15 protein-coding genes are annotated in these 25,268 nt (G+C 68.0%); 8 read left to right on the top strand and 7 right to left on the bottom strand.

Going from position 1 to position 25,268, the window contains the following annotated elements; genetic code table 11:
- Positions 1-3: 3 nt before the first annotated feature.
- Both OV427_RS49545 and OV427_RS49540 read right to left on the bottom strand, forming a co-directional pair.
- Positions 4-1,629, bottom strand: coding sequence for a methyl-accepting chemotaxis protein (locus OV427_RS49545; RefSeq protein WP_267863266.1), 1,626 nt, complete (start codon positions 1,627-1,629; stop codon positions 4-6).
- Positions 1,622-3,832 carry a TonB-dependent receptor plug domain-containing protein gene (locus OV427_RS49540; protein ID WP_267863265.1) on the bottom strand — a complete coding sequence of 737 codons (2,211 nt, stop codon included), beginning with the start codon at positions 3,830-3,832 and terminating at the stop codon, positions 1,622-1,624. Before OV427_RS49540 ends, OV427_RS49545 begins: the two co-directional genes overlap by 8 nt.
- 157 nt (positions 3,833-3,989) lie before the next feature.
- Between OV427_RS49540 and OV427_RS49535 the strand changes: the two genes are divergently transcribed.
- Entirely contained in the window at positions 3,990-9,923 is a 5,934-nt protein-coding gene (locus OV427_RS49535; protein ID WP_324290045.1) for an AAA family ATPase, read from the top strand.
- Positions 9,924-10,083: 160 nt separating this feature from the next.
- Here the strand turns inward: OV427_RS49535 and OV427_RS49530 are convergent, their stop codons facing one another.
- Complete coding sequence (locus OV427_RS49530; protein WP_267863263.1) at positions 10,084-10,500, bottom strand: hypothetical protein; 417 nt, start codon at positions 10,498-10,500, stop codon at positions 10,084-10,086.
- Positions 10,501-10,716: 216 nt separating this feature from the next.
- Between OV427_RS49530 and OV427_RS49525 the strand changes: the two genes are divergently transcribed.
- Entirely contained in the window at positions 10,717-12,753 is a 2,037-nt protein-coding gene (locus tag OV427_RS49525; RefSeq protein ID WP_267863261.1) for a hypothetical protein, read from the top strand.
- A 169-nt stretch (positions 12,754-12,922) separates the two neighbouring features.
- Here the strand turns inward: OV427_RS49525 and OV427_RS49520 are convergent, their stop codons facing one another.
- Positions 12,923-13,483 carry a hypothetical protein gene (locus OV427_RS49520; RefSeq protein ID WP_267863260.1) on the bottom strand — a complete coding sequence of 187 codons (561 nt, stop codon included), beginning with the start codon at positions 13,481-13,483 and terminating at the stop codon, positions 12,923-12,925.
- A gap of 146 nt (positions 13,484-13,629) precedes the next feature.
- On the opposite strand from OV427_RS49520, the gene OV427_RS49515 reads away from it, so the two are divergent.
- The gene (locus OV427_RS49515) at positions 13,630-13,968 is read left to right on the top strand and encodes a putative quinol monooxygenase (protein WP_267863259.1); all 339 of its coding nucleotides are present in this window, start codon (positions 13,630-13,632) and stop codon (positions 13,966-13,968) included.
- Between the two features lie 38 nt (positions 13,969-14,006).
- Here the strand turns inward: OV427_RS49515 and OV427_RS49510 are convergent, their stop codons facing one another.
- Entirely contained in the window at positions 14,007-15,515 is a 1,509-nt protein-coding gene (locus OV427_RS49510; RefSeq protein WP_267863258.1) for a B12-binding domain-containing radical SAM protein, read from the bottom strand.
- 319 nt (positions 15,516-15,834) lie between these two features.
- Between OV427_RS49510 and OV427_RS49505 the strand changes: the two genes are divergently transcribed.
- Both OV427_RS49505 and OV427_RS49500 read left to right on the top strand, forming a co-directional pair.
- Positions 15,835-17,571: a S1 family peptidase gene (locus OV427_RS49505; protein ID WP_267863257.1), complete on the top strand. Its 1,737-nt coding sequence runs from the start codon at positions 15,835-15,837 to the stop codon at positions 17,569-17,571.
- A 99-nt stretch (positions 17,572-17,670) separates the two neighbouring features.
- The gene (locus OV427_RS49500) at positions 17,671-19,239 is read left to right on the top strand and encodes a serine hydrolase domain-containing protein (RefSeq protein WP_267863256.1); all 1,569 of its coding nucleotides are present in this window, start codon (positions 17,671-17,673) and stop codon (positions 19,237-19,239) included.
- A 40-nt stretch (positions 19,240-19,279) separates the two neighbouring features.
- On the opposite strand, the gene OV427_RS49495 is transcribed toward OV427_RS49500, so the two are convergent.
- Complete coding sequence (locus OV427_RS49495; RefSeq protein ID WP_267863255.1) at positions 19,280-22,522, bottom strand: carboxypeptidase-like regulatory domain-containing protein; 3,243 nt, start codon at positions 22,520-22,522, stop codon at positions 19,280-19,282.
- A gap of 179 nt (positions 22,523-22,701) precedes the next feature.
- Between OV427_RS49495 and OV427_RS49490 the strand changes: the two genes are divergently transcribed.
- From OV427_RS49490 to OV427_RS49480, 3 genes are read left to right on the top strand one after another with little or no spacing between them, the layout of a single operon-like run.
- Entirely contained in the window at positions 22,702-23,100 is a 399-nt protein-coding gene (locus OV427_RS49490) for a hypothetical protein (RefSeq protein ID WP_267863254.1), read from the top strand.
- Between the two features lie 6 nt (positions 23,101-23,106).
- Positions 23,107-23,679, top strand: a complete 573-nt coding sequence (locus OV427_RS49485) for a hypothetical protein (RefSeq protein WP_267863253.1) — start codon at positions 23,107-23,109, stop codon at positions 23,677-23,679.
- A gap of 52 nt (positions 23,680-23,731) precedes the next feature.
- Positions 23,732-24,157, top strand: coding sequence for a hypothetical protein (locus tag OV427_RS49480; RefSeq protein WP_267863252.1), 426 nt, complete (start codon positions 23,732-23,734; stop codon positions 24,155-24,157).
- A 167-nt stretch (positions 24,158-24,324) separates the two neighbouring features.
- On the opposite strand, the gene OV427_RS49475 is transcribed toward OV427_RS49480, so the two are convergent.
- On the bottom strand, positions 24,325-25,173 hold the full coding sequence (locus OV427_RS49475; protein ID WP_267863251.1) for a serine protease: 849 nt from the start codon (positions 25,171-25,173) through the stop codon (positions 24,325-24,327).
- Positions 25,174-25,268 lie beyond the last annotated feature (95 nt).

The following is a 25,268-nucleotide window of genomic DNA, read 5'->3' as shown; positions in this document are numbered from 1 at the left end:
AAGTCAGATGCGGTAGTGATTGGCGACGTCGAGCACGGCCTTCGAGACGTCCTGGACGACCGTGATGGCATTCGCCATGGATTCGAGTCGGGCAACGGTCTGGGCCATCTGACGTCCGAGGTCGTCAATGGCCGAGAAGATGTGGGTGATGCCGGTGTTCTGCTGGGAGACCGCGCTGGCGATCTGCTCGACCGCCTCGCGGTTGGCCTTCACGATGCGCGTCAGCTCCTGGAAGTTCTCGCCCGAGGACTGGACGCTCTCGAGCCCCTGCGCCACCTGGGCCGAACCGCTCTCGGTGATGGAGACCGCGGCGCGGATGGACTCGATGATGCCACCGAGGAGCTTGCGGACCTCCACGGTGCGCTGGATGGACTGGTCCGCGAGGCTGCGCACCTCCCGCGCGACCACCCCGAAGCCCTTGCCGTGCACACCGGCTCGCGCGGCTTCAATCGAAGCGTTGAGCGCGAGCATGTTCGACTGGTCCGCCAGGTCCTTCACCGTGGAGGTGATGTTGCCAATTCGCTGCGCGTGCGTGTCCAGGCTCGCGATGCGCTCGGCAATCTGCTCCACCTGCTTGCGAATGTGGCTCAACCCCTGGAGGCTCTTTTCGATGCTGCTCTCCCCGGACGTCCCGATGGACTCCGCCCGAGCGGCGACCCCGAGCACCGCCTCGGCGCGTTGCGTCGCCAGGTCCGCGGTCAGGCGCAGCTCCTGCGCCGAAGCCTGCGTGCCCTGGATGGCGCGTGCCTGGTCTCGCACCATGCCCTCCTGCTCCTGCGACACCACCTTCAGCGCGGCGGTGTGATCGGAGAGCCGGTGCGCGGACTCCTGGAGGGTCCGTGTGGCGCGGCGGAGCTGGGTGAGCATCACCGCGAACGAGCCGGCGAGCTGCTCGAGCTCGTCGGAGGTGGAGCGCTGCTTGAGAGAGGAGACGTAGGCGCTCGCCTGACGCTCGACCGCGTCGGCGCCGCCGAGCGCCTGCTCGGCGGTGACGAGGTCCCCCTGGGAGATATGCTGGGCCACCGCGCGGAGCCGCTCCACCGGGCGCACCACCCGGGTGCCCACCAGGAAGGTCAACCCGAGCCCCACGAGGAACACCAGCCCGGAGACGAGTCCCACGACGAGCAGGTTGCTGCGACGCTGGGCGTGGAGCTCCTGGAGGCTGAAGCCGAGCACCAGTTGTCCGCGGGCGCCGGTGCGGCTGCTCACGGCCATGGCCACGTGGAGGTCACGCTCGGAGGAGGAGACCTGGGGCTGGTTGTCGGACGCCCGGGGCAGGGAGGCCGGCTCGGGCGCAGCCTCGGGCTTCCACGACGCCATCCGGCTGCCATCCTCGCGGAGGACGAGCGCGTACACCGCTCCCGGCGTGCCCGCCAGACCGCTCACCAGCTCCTCCGCGCGCGCCACGTCGTCGAAGTCGAGCGCGGGGGCCACGGCGGCAGACAGCACCGTGGCGATGCCCACGGCCCGCTGCTCCACGGAGGCCCGCGCGAGCGAGTCGAGCCGCGACGGGAAGAACGCCAGGAGAAACAACGCAATCGCAGCCAGAAGCGCCGCCTCCAGTGCGACGAATTTGACGCGGAGTGACTGCTGCTGGAGGAACTTCCACGGTGCCGCGCGCCTAGTCATAGTTGAATGACAACTCCAGCATCGCCGTGCGCGGGTCCTGGGGGGTGTTGAGGAACTCCAGCGGGCCGCCGGCACCCGGCATGTAATACCTGGCATCCAGCAGGTTGCGGACGTCCAGGGCCAGGGAGAGCCCGTCGACGAAGAGGTCATCCGCTCGAAGCGCGGCATCGACGACCGCGTAGGCGGGCGCTGTCAGCCGGTGGGAGGGCTCCGCCGGGTTGCGCAGGGTCTGGGTGGACCGCGAGGCCCAGCGAAACCGAGGGGTGAAGCTGAAGGCGCCGCGCTTCAGGGTGATGCCTCCCTTCACCTTGTAGGGCGCGTTGAAGGACATCTCGGTCCATCCATCCTCGGGCTTGTCGAAGGTCCTTCCCTGGGAGAGGCTGAAGGAACCCCACGGCTCGATTTCCGTGGCCCCCAACTGCACCCGGTAGCGGAGCGAAACGCTTCCGCCGTAGAGCCTGGCCCGGCCCTCGCTCCGGAACTCCTCGTAGGACAGGACGTCCGCACCCGCGAACTCGGTGGAGCTTTCGACCGTGCGCGCGACGGTGATTCCATTCACTGCGCTGAAGTAGCCATCGAGCTCGACGAGCAGGTCCTTGGCCATCAGCAGCGAGTAGTCGAACTCCAGCGTGCGCGCCTTCATGGGGTCCAGGTCGGGGTTGGGGACATGGAACCAGTAGGCGAAGGGCCGGCCGGTGCTGGCATCGTTTCCCGCGAACGAGCCCCAGAAGGCGTATTGGTACGCTGGCGGCGGCGCGAGGAAGGCCTCGCCGTAGAGCAGCTTCGCGGTGTTTCCCGACGTGAACTGGTAGACGACCCCCGCGCGCGGGTTGAAGGTGTTGCCATACCGGGTGTCGTGGTCGAAGCGCATGCCCGCCGTGACGGCCAGGCTGCTCGTGAGCTGTGCCTGGGTCTGCAGGTAGCTGCCGAGCGTCTGATAGTTGAGCTCGTAGTTCGGGAAGGGGATGGACGTTCCGAAGATGGTCTGCCCCTGCGCCCCCGAGGGCAGGTCCTCGTCGAACGGGGTGGAGAGGGCGCCCGTCTCGGGAAGCGCGTGGATGTAGGCCCAGGACACTCCCGCCACGACGTCGATGTCGGGGGTCAGTGGGTAGGCCAGTTGTTCCCTGACGCTGAAGGACGTGTTCCTCGAATACTTGTACTGCGGCAGCCCCCCCGAGTACGCGTTGTTGTACGAGAACGACGGTGGCTTGGTGAAGATGGCGTAGTTGATCTCCGAGCTGGACTCGAGCTTCGGGAGGAACTCCTTGCGATAGGTCAGATAGAAGGTCTGCCACCGGTGCGGGGCCTCCGCGCCGTAGACGGTGAACTCCGGTCTCACGCCCACGGACGTGAGCTGGGTGAACTGCCGCACGTCGTAGCCGGCCGTCAGCTCCTTATCCAGCGTCAGCCGGGCGGAGATGGAGTAGCTCGACACCTTGTTGCTGAAGCGGTTGTTCGGAATCGAAGCCAGGACGTTTCCGGAGAAGGGGTCCCGCAGCTCGCCGATGCCCTGGAAGTCTTCCCGATAGGCACTCGCGAGGTTCGGGGCATCCGAGTCGTGTTTGTGGGCCGCGAGGCTCAGCCGGACGTGCTCGCCAATCTTCGTGAACGCCTTGGCGGCGCCGTAGCGCGTGTCGGCGCTCCCGTACGAGACCGAGGCCCCGACGCCGTTGCTGGCTTCCTCTCGCCTGCTGACGATGTTGATGACGCCGACCAGCGCGTCGGCGCCGTACAGCGCGGACGCAGGACCGTAGATGACCTCCACGCGCTCGGTGTCGAAGAGCGGGTAGTTGTCCTCGACGGGGGCCTCGTCGCCCGTCATCGCGTTGATTCGGACGCCGTCGACCAGGACCAGGAAACGATTGTTCCCCACCAGGCCGCGGACGGAGACCGCGCTCCGGGTCACCGATGAGTAGTTGGTGAAGACATCCACCTCCGGCATGTCCTGCAGGAGGTCTCGCAGGTTGACGTAGCGGCGCTGCAGAATCTGGCTGCGTGTGACGACGACCGAGCGCGCCGGAGCCCAGAGCAGCGGCTGGATGCGGCGCGTGACGGTGTCCACCTCGAGGTTGAGGAGTTCCTCGAGCGAGAGGTCGTCAATCTGGGTTGCCGACTCCGCATGAGCGACCACCGGGCAGGCGAGCAGCGCGGCTCCCAGGGACCAGGCAGCGACGTTGTTCCGGGTGGGGGGACGAGAACGCATTGCAGGGGATGTCCTTTCCTGAAGACAGACATGTTGCAAGTGATGGACCGTGAATGTTTCAGCGTGTGGGCTCCTCCTGCATGTGTGGGTTGGTTGGGAGTCCCTCATCCCAGATGCTGCGCCCGCCCGCTTGCGGGGTGGCCACCATGCATGGGGCATGACCGGTCTCAACCGGACGCACGTGGCTCCTCCTGGAACCCCTGACCGCGCTGGGCGCGTGTACTTCGTGTGTGAGTCATTTCCAGTGGGTGGGGTGCGTTTGACCGTGCCGGGGGTGTGTATCAACGGCCAGCACCCATCGGTCGGTGAGCCTGTCACCTCGCTGCCGCACCGCGGTTTTCGGAGCAGAGCAGACGTCTGCCCCCCTCTACCGCATCCGACCGGCGAGGCCCGCGGGGCCACGGCTGCAGGCGTCTTTGCGGAGGGGGGGCCCCGTGCCGACGATTACCCTGTGATGGAAGAGGGCGCACTTCAAGTGGCCCGGCCACTGCACTTGGGCGCCGGCTACGTCGTCATACGGGCGGACAGGGATGGGCACCCTGTCATCGTGAAATCTGTCCGGCCGGAGCAGGACGCCCCGAGGGCCGAGGCACTCTTGCGCCATGAGTATGCACTGCTCACCGCGCTGGACGTGCCCGGAGTCGTCAAGCCGCTGGCCTTGGAGACAAGCGACGGAAGGCCGGCGCTCGTCCTGGAGGACGCCGGGCCCTCCAGTCTCCAGGACACGCTTCGTGGACGGCGCCTCGAGGTGGACGCCTTTCTCGACCTGGCGGTGCAGATGGCCGCCATCGTCGCAGCCGTCCATGGACACAACGTCATTCACCGGGACCTCTGCCCGGCGAACTTCGTCCTCGGCGAGGGGACGCACCTCACCCTCGTCGACTTCGAGCTGGCCACCACGCTCACCGGCCTCTCCCAGGGGGCGGGTGTGTCCGGAGAGCTCGAGGCAACGCTTCCCTATCTGGCACCCGAGCAAACAGGGCGGATGAAGCGTCTGGTGGACCACCGCGCGGACCTCTACTCCCTGGGCGCCACCTTCTACGAGATGCTGGTGGGAGCCGCTCCCTTCCCTTCGGAGGACCCGCTGGAAATCGTCCATGCCCACCTGGCCCGGATTCCAGTTGCGCCCGCCGAGGCGAATCCCCGAGTCCCCGGGGTGCTCTCCGACATGGTCCTCAAGCTGTTGGCCAAGATGCCCGAGTGGCGCTACCAGACGGCCGAGGCGCTCCATGCGGACCTCGTGGAGGTGCAGCAGCAATGGCGGGCTTCGGGCAGGGTGGAGCCATTCGAGCTCGCCCGCCTCGACAAGCGCGAGCTTGCTCTCGGGGCCAGGCTGTACGGCCGGGAGCGAGAGCTCGCCGAGCTGACAGGCGCATACGCGCGCTGCGTGGCGGGCGCCAGGGAACTCCTCGTTGTCGAGGGGAGGGCGGGCATTGGCAAGTCGGCGCTCGTGCGGGAAATACGCTCCCTGGCCGAAGCCAGGGGACGCTTCCTCTCCGGGAAGTATGACCAGCTGCGGGGGGACGTTCCCCTGGCCCCGTTCGTCAAGGCGTTCCGGGGGCTCGCGCTCGAGCTCCTCGGCGAGTCGGAGCCGGTTGCCACGGCGTGGCGGCAGCGAATCCAGGAGGCCGTCTCCCCGAATGGCCGTGTCCTCACCGAGCTCGTCCCCGAGCTCGAGCAGTTCCTCGGTGGTCAGCCACCCCTCCCACCGCTCGGCCCCGCTGAAACCGAAAGCCGCACCCACCTCGTCTTCTCGTCCTTCATGCGGGCGCTGACCGCGTCCGAGCACCCACTCCTGCTCTTCCTCGATGACATGCAGTGGGTGGATTCGGGCTCGCTCAAGCTGCTGCGCGTGCTCGTGTCGGATTCCGACATCCGCCATCTTCTCGTCCTCGTGGCCTGGCGCAGTGAGGAGGTGGGCCCGGCGCATCCGGCAGCGCAGGCCATCCAGGCCATCCGGGAAGCAGGCATCACGGTCCATGCGCTGGAGGTCGGCCCGCTCCAGGCCGGCGCGGTGACGGCGCTGCTCTGTGATGTGCTCCACTCCTCACCGGATCGCGTCCGCCCCCTCGGCGCCCTCCTCGTCGAGAAGACCGCCGGAAACCCCTTCTTCCTCCAACGCTTCCTCCGGTTCCTCCAGACAGCAGGACTCCTGGTCTTCGACATTGGAGCCGGCGTGTGGACCTGGGACCTTCCCCGGATTGCAGAGGCCCCGGTCCCCGAGAATGTGGTGGACCTCCTGGTGGCCTCCATCCGGCGCCTCCCGGACGCAACCCAGGAGGCGCTGACGGTGGCCGCCTGCCTTGGAAGTCAGTTCGACGTCGGGCTGCTGGCCAGGGTGCGGGCGCAACGCCCCGAAGATGCCGCCCGGCCGCTCTGGCTGGCCATCCGCGAAGGCCTGCTGGCTCCGGTGGGCCTGGCGGCCCGCCGGGAGCAGCCAGCCCATGCAGCCACGGGCCCTTCGGCCTCGTACCGCTTCGCGCACGACCGCGTCCAGCAGGCGGCCTACTCTCTTCTCTCCGACGACAGAAGGAAGGCCCTGCACCTCGAGATAGGGCGAAGCCTGCTGGAGGGCCTCTCCGAGCGCTCCGAGCGTCTCTTCGAGGCGGTCGACCAGCTGAACCGGGGCGCCAGCCTCCTGCGCGAGGACACGGAGCGGTTGCGGCTGGCCGAGCTCAACGAGAGGGCCGCGCGCAAGGCCAAGGCCTCCTCGGCTTATGAGGCCGCGCTCGCATACTTGCGGCACGCGCTCTGCCTCCTCCCCGTGGATGCCTGGCACTCCCAGCATGAGCTCTCGTTCCGCCTGCACCGGGACGCGGCGGAGCTGGCCTTTCGCGTCGCGACCCCCGAGGACGCCGAGGCGCTCGTCGAGGCCGCGCTCCTGCATGCGCAGTCACGCCTCGAGAAGGTGGCTCTCCATGTCGTCCGCGTGGTTGCCTACAGCCTGCGCGCGGACTTCTCGCGGGCGCTCCACTGGGGGAATGAGGGCCTGCGTCTCTTCGGCATGGAGCTCCCCGAACGGGACTTCGATGAAGCCATCCGAGCGGCGTTCGCGGCCGTCGAGGAGCGCCTCGGGGGGCGCACGCCGGATGCGCTGCTCGACGCCCCGTGGGTGCACGGCGCGGAACCTGCGGCCTTGCAGCAGCTCCTCGCGGACATGATTTCCGCCGCGATTCTCTCCGACCCGAAGCTCTACACCGTCCTCGTGCTCTGGGCGGTCCGCTGCTCGCTGGAGCAGGGGCACTCGGTCATCTCCGCGCAGATGTATGCCGAATACGGCCAGATCCTCGCCAGGGCTCGAGGCGAGTATGCGAAGGCCCATGCCTTTGGCCGAATGGGTGTCGAGCTGAGCCGGAGGTTCGGGAACCGCGCGCTGGAGACCCGGACGCTCTTCGTGTTCGCCGTCTCCATGAACTCCTGGCGGGCACCGCTCCGCTCCAGCGTGCCACTCCTGCGTACGGCGATGGCGAAGGGGCTCGAGTCGGGGGAGTTTCAGTTCACGTCATACTGCCATCTGTTCTTGACCTGGACGCTCCTGGCGCAAGGGACGGGGCTGGACCGCATCCTCTCGGTGGTGGACGAGGGCATGGCGTACAGCCGCAGAACCGGCATCCGATTGGTGAGCGAACACCTGCTCGGCTCCCGCCAGGCGATTCGCTGCCTCAAGGGTTGGACCTCGAGGCCTCGCTGCTTCGACGATGCCGAGTTCGACGAAGCGGAATTTCTCGCCTCGGTCGAGCTGAATCCGACGGTCCGCTGCATCTATGCGACCTTGCGCCTTCAGGCTTCGTATCTCCTCGGTGACGCTTCCCATGCCCTCCAGATGTCAGAGGCCGCGGCGAAGTGGATTGAGCTCGTACGGAGCTGGGTGCATGAATTCGAGCACTGCTTCTACACCGCCCTGACGCTGGCGGCGCTGGCGGGCGGAGCTTCCCCGGACGAGAAGGCCGCCGCGTTGGCCCGGATGGCGCCGCTGGAGCAGAGGCTCCACACCTGGGCCGAAAATTGCCCGGAGAACTTCCGCCACAAGCACCACCTCGTCGCGGCGGAGCGGGCGCGGCTGGAAGGCAAGCCTCTGGAGGCCGAAGACCTCTACCACCAGGCCATGGAGGGTGCGCACCGGGAGGGCTTCCTTCAGGACGAGGCCCTCGCCAACGAGCTGTGTGGCCGCTTCTACCTGGCCCGAGCTCAGCCGTACGTCGCCAGCCGCTACCTCGCGGAAGCCCTCGACGCCTACACCCGGTGGGGGGCGACGGCCAAGGTCCACCTGCTCGAGGAGGAGCACGCCCAGCTCGTGGTTCCAGGCGTGCCTCGCTGGAGGACTCCGGTCACACCGGGAGGCAGGGAGGTGGGCCTCGACGTGCTCACCCTGCTGAAGGCCGCCGAGACGCTCTCCGGCGAGGTGGTCCTCGGGCGCCTCCTCGAGAAGCTCATGAGGATATGTCTCGAGTCGGCTGGCGCGGAGCGGGGCCTCCTCGTCCTCGAGGAAGAGGGCGCGCCCGTGGTGCGGGCGGTGGTGTCCGCCACCGGAGAGGTTTCCCGGGTCCAGGTACCGCTGAGGGCGCAGCCACGGCTTCCGGTTTCCGTCGTCGAAGCCGTCTGGCGCACGGGCAGGGCCGTCGTCCTGGGCAACGCTGCTCAGGAGGGGGCATTCGTCTCGGACTCCGACGTGGCCGAGCGGGCCCTCAAGTCCGTCCTGGCCGTGCCCATCCACCGGCAGGCGCGGCGCGTGGGCGTCATCTACCTCGAGAACAATCTGGCCACCGACGCCTTCACGTCAGAGCGGGTGCGTGTCTTCGAGCTGCTCTCGTCGCACATCGCCGTCTCCCTGGAGAACAGTCTTCTCTTCGAGGAGAGGAGGCGCGCCGAGGCGACGGTGCGCTTCCTCGCCGAAGCGAGCGCCATCCTGGCCGAGTCGCTGGGCTTCGAAGCGACCCTGGCCAAGGTGGCGCGCCTGGCTGTCCCTTTCTTCGCCGACTGGTGCGTCATCGACGTGGTGGAGAATGGCGTTGTCACGCGGGTGGCGGGCTTCCACGCGGATGCGGCGAGGGAGGGAGTCCTGCGCGAGCTCGCCGCGCGCTATCCCCCTGGCTGGGACTCGCCGCAGCCGGCAGGACAGGCGTTGAGGACGGGAGAGCCAATTCTCCTGCCGGAGCTCCCGGACACGCTCCTGGAGACCACCGTTCGGGACGCAAGGCACGCGGAGCTCATCCGCGCGCTCGGCACGCATACGGCGATTGCGGTGCCCCTCGCCGCCCATGGGCGGACTCTCGGGGCGATGACCTTCGGTTCCGCGAAGGCCGGCCGCCGCTATGGCCAGGCGGACGTGACGCTGGCCCAGGAGCTCGCCCGCCGGGCCGCCCTGGCCCTCGACAACGCCCGTCTCTATCGGGAGTCACAGGAGGCCGTCCGGCAGCGCGACGACTTCCTCACCGTTGCCACGCATGAGCTCTACACACCCATGACTGCGCTGAAGCTGTCGGTGCAGGGGCTGGGCAGAGCTGCCGGCGTCGCTTCGCCCGAGGTCGTGGCTCGCACTTCCCGAAGCGCCGAGCGGCACATGCAGAGGCTGACGGGCCTCATCGGCGAGCTGCTCGACGACTCGGCCATCCAGGCGGGAAACCTCCGCCTCCAGTCGGAGGAGGTGGACCTGGCGGCGGTGGCCCGGAAGGTGGCGGGGCGCTTCAGCGAGCAGTTGGCGCGGGCGGGCTGCCCGCTGTCACTCGAGGCCGAGGCACCCGTGGTGGGCCGGTGGGACCGCAAGCGGCTGGAGCAGGTCGTGGTGCACCTGCTCGCCAACGCCCTCAAGTTTGGCGCCGGCAAGCCGATTGAAGTCGTCGTGGAAGCCCGGGAGGGCATCGCGCGGCTGGTGGTGAAGGACTCCGGCATCGGTATCGCCCCGGACCGCTTGCCGCACGTCTTCGAGCGCTTCGAGCGAGCCGTCTCCGTGAAACACTACGGCGGCCTGGGGCTGGGCCTCTACATCGTGCGCGAGGTCGTCTCCGCGCTCGGCGGCACGGTGCGGGCAGAAAGCACGCAGAATGTGGGCTCCACCTTCACGGTGGAGCTGCCCCGTCCTGGACCGCACTGATGACGACCAGGCGTCTCCCGGTTCTCGCGGACGCCGCCGCGGCCCGGGCCCCGGGCCACGGCGGAACTGCCTGTCGCCGCCGATGTCGTGGCTCGGTGCACCATGGGGCCACGAGGTCGCAGCGCGACTGACTGCCGCTGCGACGCCGCGGCCCGGTGCGCTACGGCGCCAGCTGGCTGCAGGGGAACGACTTGCTGCGCACGACGTTGCGGCCCAGCGCGTCGGTGATGCTGAGCTGGACGGTGCTCGGTCTGTTCGGCGTGCACATTCCCTGGACCGTGTCGGGGTTGTGCAGGTAGTTGACGTCGATGTACGCGCGGGTGACGCCCGTCCAGGTGGCCGAGAAAGGCCCCACGCCGCCAGTCCGCGCCACGTCGCACACGAAGTCGCCGAAGGCGGCCTCACAGGAGATGGAGACGTCGAAGGTGTCGGTGGCGGCGACGACGGCCGCGTCGGCGTCGACGAGTGCGTCGGGGAGAGGCTGCTCCTCGGGCCCACCACAGGCGACGAGTGCGACTGCGAACACGACGCTCAGCGAGGGGAAGAAGGCACGGCGGAACGAAGATTCCTGGGACATGAAACGCCTCCAGCGGTGAGTGGGAAGAGACGTGAGGCACGCGACGTACGGCTCATGTGCCATCATATTACCGTTGCAATTCATGGGCGATTTTTCGGCGACATCCGCTCGGTCGGCGATGCAGGCGGGGCTCTCCCTGGTCCTCCAGGCAGCGCACCTCGTACCGATGGGCAGGCGAGCTCGGCTTTCCGTTCCGGGCTCGCATAGAATGGGTGCATGCTCCGTTCCGCCTGTGTCCTCCTGCTGGCCCTGGTGGTCTCGTCCGTGGGCTGTGGCCGCGCGGGCCCGGGGAACGAGGAGGACGACGTCCCGGTCCTCACCTTTCCCGTGGGCGTGGAGGTGCTCGTGTCCGTTGGCGAGTGCCTCGTGGGCTCCCCTCCGCTGAGGGTCTGCCCGGACGAGGACGTCGAGACGCTGGTCAGCGTCTCCATGTCGGGTGACCGCATCGAGCTGGGGGAGCAACGGGTCGAGGCTGGCGCCGCGCTCATCCGCATGAGGGCGAAGGCCGAGGGAAGGGGACGGCTCACCGTCGAATACCTCGACCCGAGCGGCACTCCCCACACCGTGGAGGCCTGGTTCCAGGCGATGACCGTCACGCAGACGCGCGTCTCGGTCCACTGCGACGAGTTCGGCTACCGCGCCGTCCATCCGGTCCCCGCGGGCAGCCGCTTCGGCTTCGACCTCCAGGCGAGCGCTGGAGACACGTCGCTGACGGTGGGCGACGTCTCGCTGGTCGATGCGCCGGGCTTCGTGCTGACGCAGCAGGTGGATGGGAAGGGCGAGGCCCGCGCACCCGCCGAGCCCGGAGCGTACTCCTGGGCGCTCGTGGGCGGTGGCACCCTGGAGTTCCTCGTCTACGCCCCGGAGATGCTGGAGCTCACGTTGACCGAGGAGCCCGCACGCGCGAAGCAGCCGCGGGCCATCGTCCTGGGGACCACGGCGGGAGGGCACTCCGTCTGTGTCCATGCCCCCGGTGAGAAGGCGACGGTGACTGCGGCGGGGAATCAGTGTGCGCTGGTCCTGTCGGGCGTGGAGATTGCCGGCCCACTGCCCCTCGGCCTCGCGGGCCGTGCCTTCCGGTTCGAGCTGGTGGGCCGGGAGACGTGCGACGTGGACGCGCGGCTCTCGGATGGGCGCGGCCTGACGCGCTCGTTCTCCGCGGGCGGCGTGGAGGAAGGCACGCCGCCCGTTGTCGGGTCGGTGATTCCGGATGGGGGCACGGAGCTCGTGGCGGAGATTCCTCGCGGCGGCGACTGTCCCGGCAGCGTCTCCGACGGAAAGTGCGAGTACCCCTGGTTGCTGGATGGGGACTGCTACATCGACTCCGACTGGCGCATCGAGCATCGCGACCCCGTCCCCGATGGAGGTGTCCTGGGTGAGGACCAGCTCGTGGGGGTGGGGCTCACGACGAAGCTCCTGCTCTCGCTGGAGCTGGGCTTGTCGCCGGTGCCCATCTCCCTGGGGCCGCCGCAGAAGCTCACCTTCCAGCAGGACCCCGCGTGGGATTGGACGGTCTTTCCGCCCGGGCCGAGCGCGGGGCTGGCCCTCCAGGGCGGGACCTGCGTGGGCTCCAAGATGGTGCTGACCGTGAAGCCCCTGGCCGAGGGCACGCACGGCTTGGAGTTCCACGCTGCCAACCTCGACGACACGGGCGAGCTCGACGTCGAAGCCCGGAAGGTGGACCGCATCGCCTATACCCTTCGCGCGGAGGCCGGGAGTCCGGCGCAGCGGGGTCCGTCGGTGGAGTTGTTCGTCCGCTCGAAGGCGACGGTGGCGGCGAGCTACACGCGCGCGAATGGCACCGTGCTCCATGGCATTGCCCCGCTGCGCGTCGCGACCGATACCCCCGAGGCCCTTTCCAGCGTGAGCGCTCCAGATGCCCTGGCCTCCGGGGCGGTGCCGCACACGCTGACCGTGTCGTCTCCCCTCGGGGCGGACACCCTGACCATCCAGGTGCGAGATGCCTCGGCAATCACAGACATCCGGGGTCTGGAGGCGCAGACCCTGCCGGGGGGCACGGCGAAGTGCGTGACGGCGCTCGCTCCGCTGGGGGTGGGCGGCGTGGTGATTCTCGGGCAGCCGCCCACCCGACCGCGCGTGGCGCTCAGCGGTGACTCGCTGGTGTTCAGCCGGAAGGCCTTCTCCGACGGCCTGTGTCTGGAGGGCATCGCGCCGGGAAAGTCGACCGTTCACCTCACCTGGGGCTCGGCGACCGTCGAGCGCGCGTGGACGGTCGTACCCGCGTCACCGTGACTGGAACCCGTCGCTGTGCGCGCTACTGGAACGTCACCTTGAACGGGATTTCTCGAAGGTCTATCGGGATGCAGATGCAGTCGAAGATGCAAAAAATCACGACGCCCGGAACTCCCCGGCGGGCTCCGGCGTCTCACCCCGCTGGTGCTTTCGAGAAGCTCTTCCCGCGTCACCCGGAACGACTGGTAGGTGTGCCGGACCGCGCCGCCTCGTCGAGCGCTCGGGCCAGCTGGAAGGCGGGCTCGATGAAGGACTCCAGCTCCTCCACGGTGACGGGCACGCGGCCATTGCGCTGCGCGGAGATGTGCCCGTTCTGGATGGTGAACTCACGGTAGGTGTTCGCCGCGACGGAGAAGCGCTCCCGCACCGAGGGGTGTTGCAGCAGCGCTGTCACCTCGGGCGTGGCGTGCTCCTGGCGGATGGGGAACTCGTTGAAGCGGTAGTCGGGCTCGATGAGCACCGTGCGGGGCAGGGCGGGGACGGCGAAGACCAGTCGGGTCAGGTTGAACTTGGACCTCGTCGACTTGTGCTGCTCGGTGTCCACACGCAGCGCGTACCCCTTGAAGCGGCCCCAGATGTTGAGCTCGTTGTACCGGAGCTCATGGCGGCGGGCGAACTCGATCCAGGCGGGGGCTGCTTCCACCAGTTCGTCATCTGCGGACTGCCTCGCCAGGTAGTGGAGGGTGACGAGGAAGAGGACCGTCAAGATGCCGCAGACCGAGCCGTCCATGTGCGAGCGCCTCCACCCACACTCTATAGGCGGCGTGCCCGGGTGACGAAAGGCCTCTGCTCCGGCCCGGCGCACAGCCCGCCCTCTCAAACAGGGCCCCCATTCCGCCTGTAGTCCATGTGCGTTTTCCGCCTTATCCTCATCGGATGACTCTTCTGGTGCAGTGTGAGTTTCGGGTGCAGCGGCCTGACAATGAGTCGGAGTTCATTCGGCTCGCCCGGGCGTTGGCTTCCGCCGCCGCGGACGAGCCGGGGACGTTGCGTTATCAGTGGTTTGTCACCCAGCGGCCGGGTCACTACTCGATAGTCGAGGAGTACGTCGACGCTGACGCGGCCGAAACGCACAACGGAAATGTGGAAGCGCTGCTCGTCGAGCTTTTTTCCGTGGCCGAACTGGTGTCGGTGTCGTTCTACGGCGAGCTCAACAAGTACTTGCGCGACTGGAGCTCCGGTCGGGACGGAGTCTCGATCCATGTACCGTTGTGACTCCAGCCTTCGACTGGCGGTGACGAAGATGCTGGCTGCTACACGCTGGGGCGGATGGGGGACACCATGTGCCCGGGCAGCGAGCCTTCGCGCGCCAGCCGCCGGCGGTAGCGCAGGTGGCGCAGGCGGGTGAGGCGCACCAGCGGCGACCACATCTTGTGCGTGAGGCGGTGGCGGATGAGGAAGCGCCACAGGAAGTTGCTGCGCTTGTAGAGCAGCGCCATCGCCAGATACGGCAGCACGGCGCTGGCCTGGCGGGGCCTGCGCGCCCAGATGGAGGAGAGCGAGAAGAGTCGCCGGTAGATCCACGCATAGCCGGCCTCCAGCTCCTCGGGGCTCATGTGCTTGGGGCGGAAGACACAGTGCGCCGTGTCGTAGAGAGACCAGTCCTGGTGCAGCAGCCGCCCCTCGGCCTCCATGCGGCGGAACAGCGGCGTGTTCGGATAGGGCGTGAGGATGTGGAAGGTGGCGCACTCCAGGCGGGTGTCTTCTATCCAGCGCGCCAGGTTCTCGAAGACCTCCGGCCGATCGTGGTCGAAGCCCAGCACGAAGCTGCCATTCACCTGGATGCCATTGCGGTGGAACACCTCCACCCGGCGCGCGTAGTCCTCGGCGCGCGGGCTCTTCTTTCCCGCCGCGCGGATGTTGTCGTCGGTCAGGCTCTCGAAGCCGATGAAGACCCCCGTGCACCCGGCGAGCGCCATCTCCCGCACCAGGGAAGGCTCGTCTGTCACATCCAGGGTGACGGCGGCGCTCCAGATCTTCTCCAGCGGGGCCAGGGCCTGGCACAGCTCGCGCAGGTAGCGGCGGCTCGAGCCGAGGTTGTTGTCTACGAAGACGCCATAGGGCGCGCCCGTGGAGCGGAAGTCCTCGGCCACCTGGGCCGGGGTGCGCATCTGGTACTTGATGCGCGTGTCGCCCGTGGCCAGGTAGCAGAAGTCACACCGGTTGTGGCAGCCCTGCGTGGCGATGAGCGAGGCGGGGGTGAGAAAGCCATGGTCCGGCAGGATGCTCCGGTCCGGAGGAGGGTCGGCGGCGTAGTCGCGGTACTCGGCGCTGTAGCGGGGCTCGAGTTCCCCGCGCTCGATGTCCCGCAGCATCCGCGGCCAGACGGGCACGCCGTTGCCCACGCAGATGGAGTCAGCGTGCGCCTGTACCTCGTCCGGGCAGGAGAGGGCGTGCAGGCCGCCCATCACCACGATGCAGCCGTGCGCCTTGAACCAGGCGGCCAGGGCATAGGCCCGCCGGGCGAAGGTGAGGTGCACGCTGATGCCCACCACCTGCGGCACCTCCTCCATGGGCGGGGCGCCTTGCAGCAGGTTCTCATCCCAGTAGCGCACGCGCCACTCGGGGGGCGTGGCTCCGGCGAGGCTGGTGAGCGCGAGCGTGGGCGTGAGCACGTGCTTGCCGAAGCTCGCGTTCACGTCCTTGGGATAGAAGGGATTCACCAACAGCACCGTGCGCGGTACCGGCGTGCCCTTCCGCGCTGGGGGGAGCACAGGGGCCACCTGCATCGGGTCCGGCTGTCTGACAGGCCTCGCATTCATCCGCTTCCTCCATGGGAGATGACGAGAAGCAGGCTACGGCCCGGCAGTCAGGGATTCGGGGAACCCCGGGTGAGCGGTCGCAAGACGAGGCTGAGCAGTCACTCCGATCGGGTGGGGCCGCGGAGAGCGAAGCCCTACGGCTCGAAGGGGTGAGGGAAAAGTCAGCCGAGCCCCGTTCAGGGTGTGGTCATGCCAGCAACACCCAGAACCCCGGCGGCACTCTCCGATCTCACCCGCGCGGTGCACGAGCGCTGCACACGCGAACACGTTGCTGCTCGCGCATGACGGAACGCGCTCCGAAAACCATAGGGGAAGAACCATGAAGAGCATGAAGTGGAGTGTCCTGGCCCTGCTCGCGGGCAGTGTCGGGTGCGGCGTGCCCGAGGGCGAAGAGCCCTCGAGCAACGAACTGGCGGAGCAGCCGCACGAGATTGCCCGGGGAACGGCTGTTCCCGACGGCACCTATCCGTGGGCAGTCTCGCTGCACACCAGCTCCGCCACCTCGACCGCGAATCGCACCTGCAGTGGCTCGCACATCGCTCCAGGCTGGGTCCTGACGGCGCAGCACTGCTTCGACGCCAACCTCGACGGCACGATCTCCGCCGGGGAGTTCTCGGCCACCGAAATCTGGGCGTCGCTCAACCGCACCCGCATCAGCGACACCAGCCGCGGCCAGGTCATCCAGGGTGCCGAGGTCTTCCTCAACAACACCAATGACCTCGCGCTGCTCCGGCTCGCCACGCCGTCCAACGCCCCCATCGTGCAGCTCGCCACGGCGATTCCGGCGGTCAACGCCGCCGTGACGCCGGCCAGCTGGGGCCGCATCGAAGACAACACCACCCCCGACAACATGCAGGAGGGGCAGTTCCGGGTGACGGGCTCGAGCGCGCTCGACCTCTTCTACCTCAACGTCAATACCGAGGAGATGTGCGGCGGAGACAGCGGCGGCTCGGTGTTCACCCAGGTCGGCGGCGTCTTCCAGCTCGTGGCCACCCACACGAACTCGCCGGCGGGCTGTGGCATCAACACCGGCGCCGCCACGGGCTCGCGCGTCGACGTCGCCCTCCCGTGGATCCGCGGAATCATCCCCGCCGCCTTCGGCTTCGTCTGGGCGGACCAGCCGACGTCCGTGAGCTACGCGCCCAGCAGCTCCTACTCGTTCAACTCCACCGGCGGCGGCAACACCATCACCCGCCTCGGCACCGGCCAGTACCGTGTCGAGATGCCGGGCCTCGGCCAGTCCAACGGCAATGTCCAGGTGACCGCCTACGGCTCCGCCAACCGGTGCAAGGCGGCGAGCTGGGTACCCTCCGGAACCACGGAGCATGTCTATGTCCAATGCCACACCCCGGCGGGCGTGGCGGCGGACACCACCTTCGTCGCGCAGTACTACCGCGCGGGCGCTGGCAACCCGGAGCAGGGCGCCTACCTCTGGGCAAACGAGCCGACGTCGGCGAGCTACACGCCCTCCCTCCAGTACGCCTACAACTCGCGTGGCGGCACCAACACCGTCAGCCGAAGCAGCGTGGGCGTCTACAGCGCCACGCTGCCCGGCTTCACCACCACGGGCGGAAACGTCCAGGTGACCGCCTACGGCTCCAGCTCGGAATACTGCAAGGTGTCCAGCTGGGCGACGAATGTCGTCAACGTCCGGTGCTTCGACTCGGCGGGCAGCCCCGTCGATACGCTCTGGAGCATGCGCTACACCGACCAGCACGTCGCGAACGACGGGCAGCTCGGCGCGTACGCGTGGAGCAGCGACGCCACGGCCGCCTCCCACACGCCGTCCCTCTCGTACCAGTGGCACTCGCTGGGCAACACCCTGACGGCCACCCACCCGAGCACGGGCACGTATGTCGTCACCATCCCCAACATGGCCTCGTTCAACAAGACGAGCGCAATGGTGACGGCCTACGGCGGCACCAACCTCTATTGCAATGTCGGTAGCTGGGGCTCGGCTGGCGCTGGGGGAACCCAGGTCACCGTCCACTGCCGCAACCCCACCGGCACGCTCACGGACTCGCTCTTCACCCTGAGCTACATCACCAACCTCTGAGCCCTGTCTTCCGGTGCGCGGTGCGGACTCTCGCTCCCGCGCACCGGAAGTGTGGCAACGAGAGTTTCGTCGCGCCCAACCGGAGTTTCAGCCCTTGCTGTGGACCAGGGCCCGTTCGCTGCAGCGGAGGGCCCGTTCGCTGCACGGAGCTGCTGGCTGGCTGAACGGGCCGCACGGGCCGCTGGCGGGCAGGCACAGTGCCTCGCAGCACCCACCACGGAGGCCCAGATCGTCTCGTCCCCTGGAACGCTCTTTTCCATTGCATTGCTTTTCATCGCCGCCTCGCCCGCTCTCGGGCAAACGAACGGTGCGGACGTCGGCGGGGAGATCGACCGGATATTCTCCAACTACAACGCCTCGACGCCCGGGGTCGCGGTGGCGGTCGTCAAAGACGGGAATATTGTCTTCAAGAAAGGCTACGGAACGGCCAATCTCGAGCTCGACGTGCCGATCACCACGACGACGGTGTTTCAGATCGGCTCGGTTTCAAAGCAGTTCACCGCTTTCGCGATCTACCTTCTGGAGAAGCAAGGCAAGGTCTCGCTCGAGGATGACGTCAGAAAATACATTCCGGAACTACCGGCCTACGGCAAGACGGTAAGGTTGAAGCACCTCCTCGCACACACGAGCGGCGTCAAAGACCAATCCGCGGTGATGAGCCTGGCCGGGTGGAAGTCCGCCGACGCCACCACGACGGAGCAGGTCATCAGGATGTTGTGCCGGCAAAGGGAGTTGAACTTCGAGCCCGGCAGCCAGTACCTCTACAGCAATTCCGGCTACACGCTGCTGGCGGAAATTGTCAGGCGAACGAGCGGGCAGTCGTTCGCCGCGTACACGAAGAAGAACATCTTCGAACCGCTCGGGATGAACGACACGCAGTTCTACGACGACTTCGAAAAGCTCGTCCGGAATCGAGCGGACTCCTACGAATTGGTCAGCGGTACCTACAAGAAAATGCCCCTGACCAACTCGGTCGACGGCCCGTCAAATCTCTACACCACCGTGGAGGACATGGCGAAGTGGGTGCTGAATTTCGAGAGACCGGTCGTCGGCGATGCCGAGTTGATACGCAGGTTCAACGAACCGTCGCTGCTCGACAACGGCGAGCGGGTCGTCTACGCGGTCTCCGACGGCAACCCGGGCTACCACGCGAAAGGGCAGATCCTCTGGAACGAGAGGGGCGTCAAGCGTTACAGTCACGGCGGGCACGCGGCCGCGTTTCGATCTTTTCTCGGGCGCTTCCCCGAGCAGCGATTGGGTGTCATCGCGTTGAGCAACGACGAACATTACCTGAACGCGGACACCAGCATGAAGGTTGCCGAAATGTATCTGAAAGATCTTCAGCCCGCCCCCGTCCCGAACGCCGCTCCGGCTGCGAAGAGTCCGACGGTAGCTCCGAATGTCAGCCTGAGGGATTTCGAAGGCAGGTTCTACAACGCCGAATTGGACACGGCGTACCGCGCGAAAGTCGCGAGCGGAAAATTGCTCCTCTCCCACATCAGATACGGCGACATCGCCCTCATCGACGCGGGGAAGGACAAATTCTCAGGCACGATCGAATTCCCCGTCCAGATCGAATTCGTCCGAAGCTCAAACGGAATCGTCACCGGTTTCCGCATCTCGAACTGGGGAGCGAAGAACGTGAAGTTCGAGAAAGCAGCAAATTGATCGCGGCTCGGACTCAAACGCTTTCTACTGCCAGTACACGTCAGTCCGCTTCGACCTGTCGCCACACGGGAGTGAGCTCGCGCGACAGTGTGCCTCCGGTGGGGATGTCCAGTTCCTCGGCGTGGACTCGCGTCCCGTTCTCCGAGCCACCCAGGAGGAAGACGGTGGCCCGGCCCCCGGGCACGTGGAGGAAGGTGGCTTCGTCCGCTGACTTCACGGCAGGCAGGTCCAGGGAAATCAGGCGCAGCATTTCCGAGACCTTCCCTGGCGGAGGCACGCTGCCCGGGTGCAGGAGGATGTTCCAGCCTTTGACGTCGGGCGAGCGCAGCTTCACCGTGGCACCGCCCTCGGCCTCCTGGAAGGTGAGGGGAAGCCGGCCGCTCACGGGCACCACCACGCGCTGGGGAAGGAAGCGGGCCCGGTCGTGGCTCCCGTCGTCCGTGCTCGGCGGCTCCACGCTCACCGTGCACGGGCCGGGACTCAGTGCGCGCTGGACGAGCCGTCCTCCCCTGGCGGTGCCGCTCACGGAGCCGCCGACGTCACAGTTGAACCCGACGACCGCCTCGAGGAGCCGGCCCTTCCGGTCCGTCACCGTCACCTCCACGGCGGCGCCCTGGGTCAGCAGCACCGTCAGCGTCTCCGTTCCCGGGGCCACGGTGAGCTCCCGCCGCAGATAGCGGCGCTCCGCGACGACATGAAGGGTGAAGGGGAGCGAGGTGTCCACGGGGGACAGCTCGAAGCGCCCCTCCGCGTCCGTCATGTCAGAGGCCCCCAGGAAGCGCTCCACCGAGCCATTGCCGGGACGGGTGGTGCTGTAGACGTGGGCTTCCTCCACCGGGGCCCGCGTCTCCGCGTCGAGCACCCGGCCGCGGACCGTGCGCGCCGCCGGCATCCGGACGCGGCCCAGGTCCAGGTCCGCTCCCGCCGCGCGCGGCTCCACCTCGAACATCATCGGAGGCAGCCCCGCCGCATAGAAGGAAAGTCGTGTGGGCCCCTCCGACTTCAGGGGCAGGGTGAAGGCGCCCGTGGGGTCCTCCACGAGCCGGTCGTTCAAGTGGACGCGGCGGAGGGGCGCGTCATCGGGGCCGACGAGCCGGCCGGAGACGTGGGCGCGTCGCTCCATCACCAGGCGCACCTGGAGCGTGTCGGGGCCGACGCGGAGCCACGGCGTCACCTTGGATAGCAGCGGGTCCACGCCCTCCACGGGCCCGCCCCCCACCGAGCTCCCGGCGGAGAAGCTGTAGCCGTCCTTCGACGCGGCCACGTTGTACTCGGGCTCCGCCAGGTGCCACACGGTGAAGCGGCCGTGCGGGCCGCTGAGGATGCCTCGGGGCGGTCCGTCCAGGCGCCTGCGGCCCTCCCGCTTCCATGGCGGCACTTCCTCCTCGGGAGGATGGATTCGGATGAGGGCTCCGTCGACGGGCTGGCCCGAGCCGTCCACCACGACACCGGACAGGCTGCGCTCCGGCGCCAGTCGCAGCTCCACCTCCGCCTGCTCGCCGTCGCTCAGCGCCACCTCACGCCAGGGCCTGCGCATGAAGCCCTGGTCCTCCATCGCCGCCTGCAGCACGTAGCGGCCGGGCTTCACGCCCCGGAGCTGGAAGCAGCCCCGCGCGTCGGTCAACGCGTCCCGGTTCACCTCCTCGTCCAGCTCGGGGTCCAGCAGCTCCACCAGGAAGTTCTCCAGTGGGAGGCCGTCCGCATCCACCACGGTTCCCTTCACGGAGGCACCAGAGCGCAGGGTGAGGTGGACGTCCTCGGACGGCGCGCGGACGCGGAAGGTGGCGTCGAGGTGGTCGGAGCCGCGGACGGCGACGACGAAGTCCCCGGGAGCCTCCGCGTCCAGGACGAAGCGGCCGTCCTCGTCCGTCGACGTCTCCATCAGGCGCTCGTCGTCGTCCGACGTGGGGCGCATGAGGAGCAGCTCGAGTCCCCGCACGGGACGTCCTTCGGCGTCGGTGACGTTGCCGGTGATGGCGCTCGCGCGGGCGAGGGTGAAGTCCAGGGGGCCCATGCCGGGGGCGAGCGTGCGTTTCAGCATCTCCGGTGGGTCGACGTACCGGTCGGCCTGCAGCGCGAAGGCCCAGGTGCCGGGCTCCACGGGGCCCAGGCGGTAGCGCCCCTCCGTGTCCGTGACGGTCTCCAGTCCCATGGGGGAGTCTCCCTCCGGGTACAGCGCCACGCGAGCGCCAGCCACGGGCCGCCGTGCGTCGTCGGACACGCGGCCCTCGACGTGGAGGGCACTGCCCAGCTCCAGGAGGACCTCGGGAGGCGACGCGCCGGGCTCCACACGGGCGAGCGCGTACCGCCCGTCGTGCGAGGCGGTGAGCGTGTACTCGTCGTCCGTGGGCAACATGAAGGTGAAGCGGCCCTCCGCGTCCGTGATGGCCAGTCGCCGGGCGGCGTCAGCAAGGTCCACGCTGGGGCGCATGCGCACCTCCACGCCCGGCACGGGGGCCCGGCCGGAGACCACGCGGCCGGTGAGTGGACGCGGACGGTGGAGCGTCACCTCCTTCGCTTCGTCGGCCGGCACGAGCGCGGGGAGCCAGCCCTCGTGGGCGGCGAAGACGTAGAGGTCGCCATGCGGCAGCGGGCCGACGCGGAAGCGACCGTCCGCGCCGGTGGTCGCGTCGAAGAAGCGGGTGTTGCGGGCGTCGAACACCGTCACCCGCACCTCGGCCAGGGGGATGCCTTCGCCACGGACGGTGCCCTCCACCACGCGGCCCCGGCCCATGATGAGCGTCACGCCCTCGGTGCCCGCGGGGATGCCGGAGCGCAGGTCCGCGCCGTGCTCGCTCAGCACCCAGAGCGACAGCGGGCCCGCGGGAAGTCCTTCGAGGACGAAGGTTCCGTCGTCGGCGGTCGTGGCCTCGGCGAGGATGGGGACCTCGCCCTCGCGCGCGGCGACGAGCTCCAGGACGAGGTCGCTCGCCAGCGGCATGCAGGCGGCGAGCTTCTGGCCCGGGGTGTCCTCGGAGTCCGAGGCGTCCCTGGGACAGGGCCGCTCCGACAGCGTCTGTCCGGGCTCCGGCCACGTGGCGGAGACGCGGGCGCCAGACACGGGAGCACCCAAGCGGTCCACCACGGTGCCGCGCAGGCGCGGGCCTTCAGCAGTGCGCTGGGGGGACGGACGATGGAAGGACGCGGAGCCCTGGGGATGGGCCGCCCGGGCCGGGGAGGGCGCATCGGACCGGGACTGCACGCCGCCGCGTAGCAGCCACAGGCCCAGCAGCGTGAGTGCTGCGAGGACGACGAGCCCGAGCACCCCATGTCGCGTGCGCATCCAGCCCTCCAGACCTCGTGGCCCCAGATGCAACAGGATAGCAGGGACGCGGCAGGGGCATCGCGAAGTCAGACCCTGTCCTTAGTCTCTGCTTCGAGCGAAGGACTTCACGTCACTTCTCTCAGCCAGGCATTCGGGCATGAGCCCGGGTCCTGGCCAGCTCCAGAAAAGGAACCCACATGAGTCATACCTCGAAGACCTTGGCGGCAGCCGTCTGTCTCGCGACACTGCTGACGACCCCCGCGGCCCTGGCCGGTTTCCAGACGGAATCCGCGAACTGCTACAAGAACGCGGATGGCTCGGGGCGGTGCTACGGCAGCCTCCTTGGCTTCCGAAATCACTCCGGCGCCAACACCCAGGCATCCTTCACCCGGACCAGCACTTCCGCTCTGTATTTCAATGCGGCCCTCACGTCCGGCACGACGACGGAGTACTTCAACTGCACGGCTGACGCAGTGACGGGCGCACAGTGGAGCAAGGCCATGAACCACCAGGGCTACTTCTCCATCTACTGGAACGCCTTGGGTGAATGCTATTCGCTGTTCCTGAACAACGGCAGTCAGTACTCCCACTTCTGAGCCGCCATGACCGCCCATGTCTTGCGTATGGGGTTCCTGGGCCTGACATCAGCCCTGGGCAGCGCGGTGGCTTGCTGGCTCGCGATGAGCCAGGGGCAGCAGGCCCAGGAGCTGCGCATGCAGCAACTCTCCACCGAGGTCGCCGCGCTGCGCCGGGTCGTCCAGGCCATGAATCACGTCACCGACAGTCCTTCAGGGAGTCTCTCCGCGGGCATTCCTCCGTCCCTGGCCTCGGGCTCCGCACGGCCCACCGCTGAAGACCTGGATGCCATTGCCCAGCGGATGGCGACCCTGCTGAAGGAGTCCGGGGCGCTCGCCATGGGCTCACGCGAAGCGGCGCCTCCCGCCCCGCCTCCACCGCTGTCCCAGGAGCAGCACGAGTCCGTGGCCCGCGCGGGCTCGCTGGTGGAGCGGGTCGTCTCCAGCGGGCGCATGACGGCGGAGGATGTCCTCGAGATTCGACACGAGCTCTCCCAACTCCGCGGCCGCGCCGAGGCCGAGGAGCTCCGACGCAGGCTCGTTGTCGCCATCAACCAGAACCGACTCATTCCTTCCGACCAGGCCGACGGGCTGCCGTAGCGCCTCACCCCAAGGTCCTGCTGTCGGAAGTCATCCCATCCAGGAGAAGACCATGACGAAGTCCCTTTCCCTGAAGTCTCTTTCCCTGAAGTCGCTGTCCCCGGTGGTGGCGCTCGCCGCCCTCGGCATCGCTTCCGTCGCGAGCGCGGGCCTCCAGCTGAGGACCGTGTCCTGCGCCAAGGCCGCGGATGGCTCGGGCCGCTGCTTTGGCAACTTCATCGGCTTCCGAGAGGACGCCGCGGCGACCACCTCCGCCTCATTCCGTGATGACCTGGCCGGCAACCGGAGCTTCTATGCCCGGGCCACCGTGCCGGGCGCCACCACCGACACCGTCTACACCTGCATTCCAGACGCGACCGTCTCGTCTCTCTGGGAGCAGGCCCTGAGCTCCCGGGGCTTCTTCGACGTGAGATGGGACGTGAACGGCATCTGTACATACCTCAGGGTGACCAACGGCTCGCTCAACACGAACTACTGACGAAGCGCTCGCGCGTGGGACCCCGCGCATGACAGCGCCACGACGGTGATTGCGCTGCGTACTTGCTACAGCGCATAGGACGCATGGGGCCCCCTGCTGAAGGGGGCTGGTCCAGAGGGGGGAGGAGGGCCGCGGACGGGTGCCGCTGGGGCTGTGCACCCGGGTTGCTACTTCGACGTACTGCTCAGGATGCGAATCTGATTCTTGATCCAAGGGATATAGCTGGAGACCCGGGTATAGACGCCGGGCAGGCTTGGCCTCGCACAGCCAACGCCAAAGCTCACGATCCCCTGGAGCACGGGTTTCTTGTCCGCTCCGCGAAGGAAGAGCGGCCCCCCGCTGTCGCCCTGACAAGCGTCCTTGCCCCCCTGCTTATACCCAGCCCCGATCATCGCATGAGCGTTGATGCGGATACCCTGGGCGCGGTAGGCAGCCGCCAGCTCCTGGCTCCCGACAATGGGGACCGACACCTGCATCAGGATATTGGAACCATCAGCTCCGCCCTCGCGCGTGAGGCCCCACCCGGCCACCGTCGCGTCAGCACCGTCTGGGACGGTCTCCCCGGAGAGCGGGAGCGCAATGGGCTGGACTGTGGTGGAGAACTTGATGGGCTTTGCGAGCTTGATGATGGCGATGTCGTTCATCGTCGTGTCCGGGTCGTATGCCGGATGGTACTTCGTCGTCACTCCTTGGACGGTCTGGACACCCGCCCCTGGATTCCGGAGATCGTGAGCACCCGCGGAGGCCGTCAAACCGGACGTGCCGTCGTAGACGCAGTGCGCGGCCGTGACCACGATGTCGGACTCCTCTTTCGTGCCTGTCCGAATCAGCGAGCCTCCGCAGAAGTGGCTTCCGTACTGCTGCAAGCTGATGATCCAGGGGTGGCTCCCCGGTCGCGCCTCCACCCCTCCGACAATCTCCTGGCCGAGGCTCTCCACTGCATCGACGCCCTCCACCTCCGAACCACCACAGCCCAGCAGTCCCACCGCGACAACGACTCCAAGCACGAAGCGCATCGACCCCTCGAAGTTCAAGTTCGAAGCGCTTTGTGCAAACCGAGAGCCACGCGCGCGCGTGGAACGCCGCGAGGGCGCCAGTGCACGGCACCCGC

Source organism: Pyxidicoccus sp. MSG2, from assembly GCF_026626705.1.
GTDB lineage: Bacteria > Myxococcota > Myxococcia > Myxococcales > Myxococcaceae > Myxococcus.
This window is presented reverse-complemented; position numbering and strand designations above follow the sequence as displayed.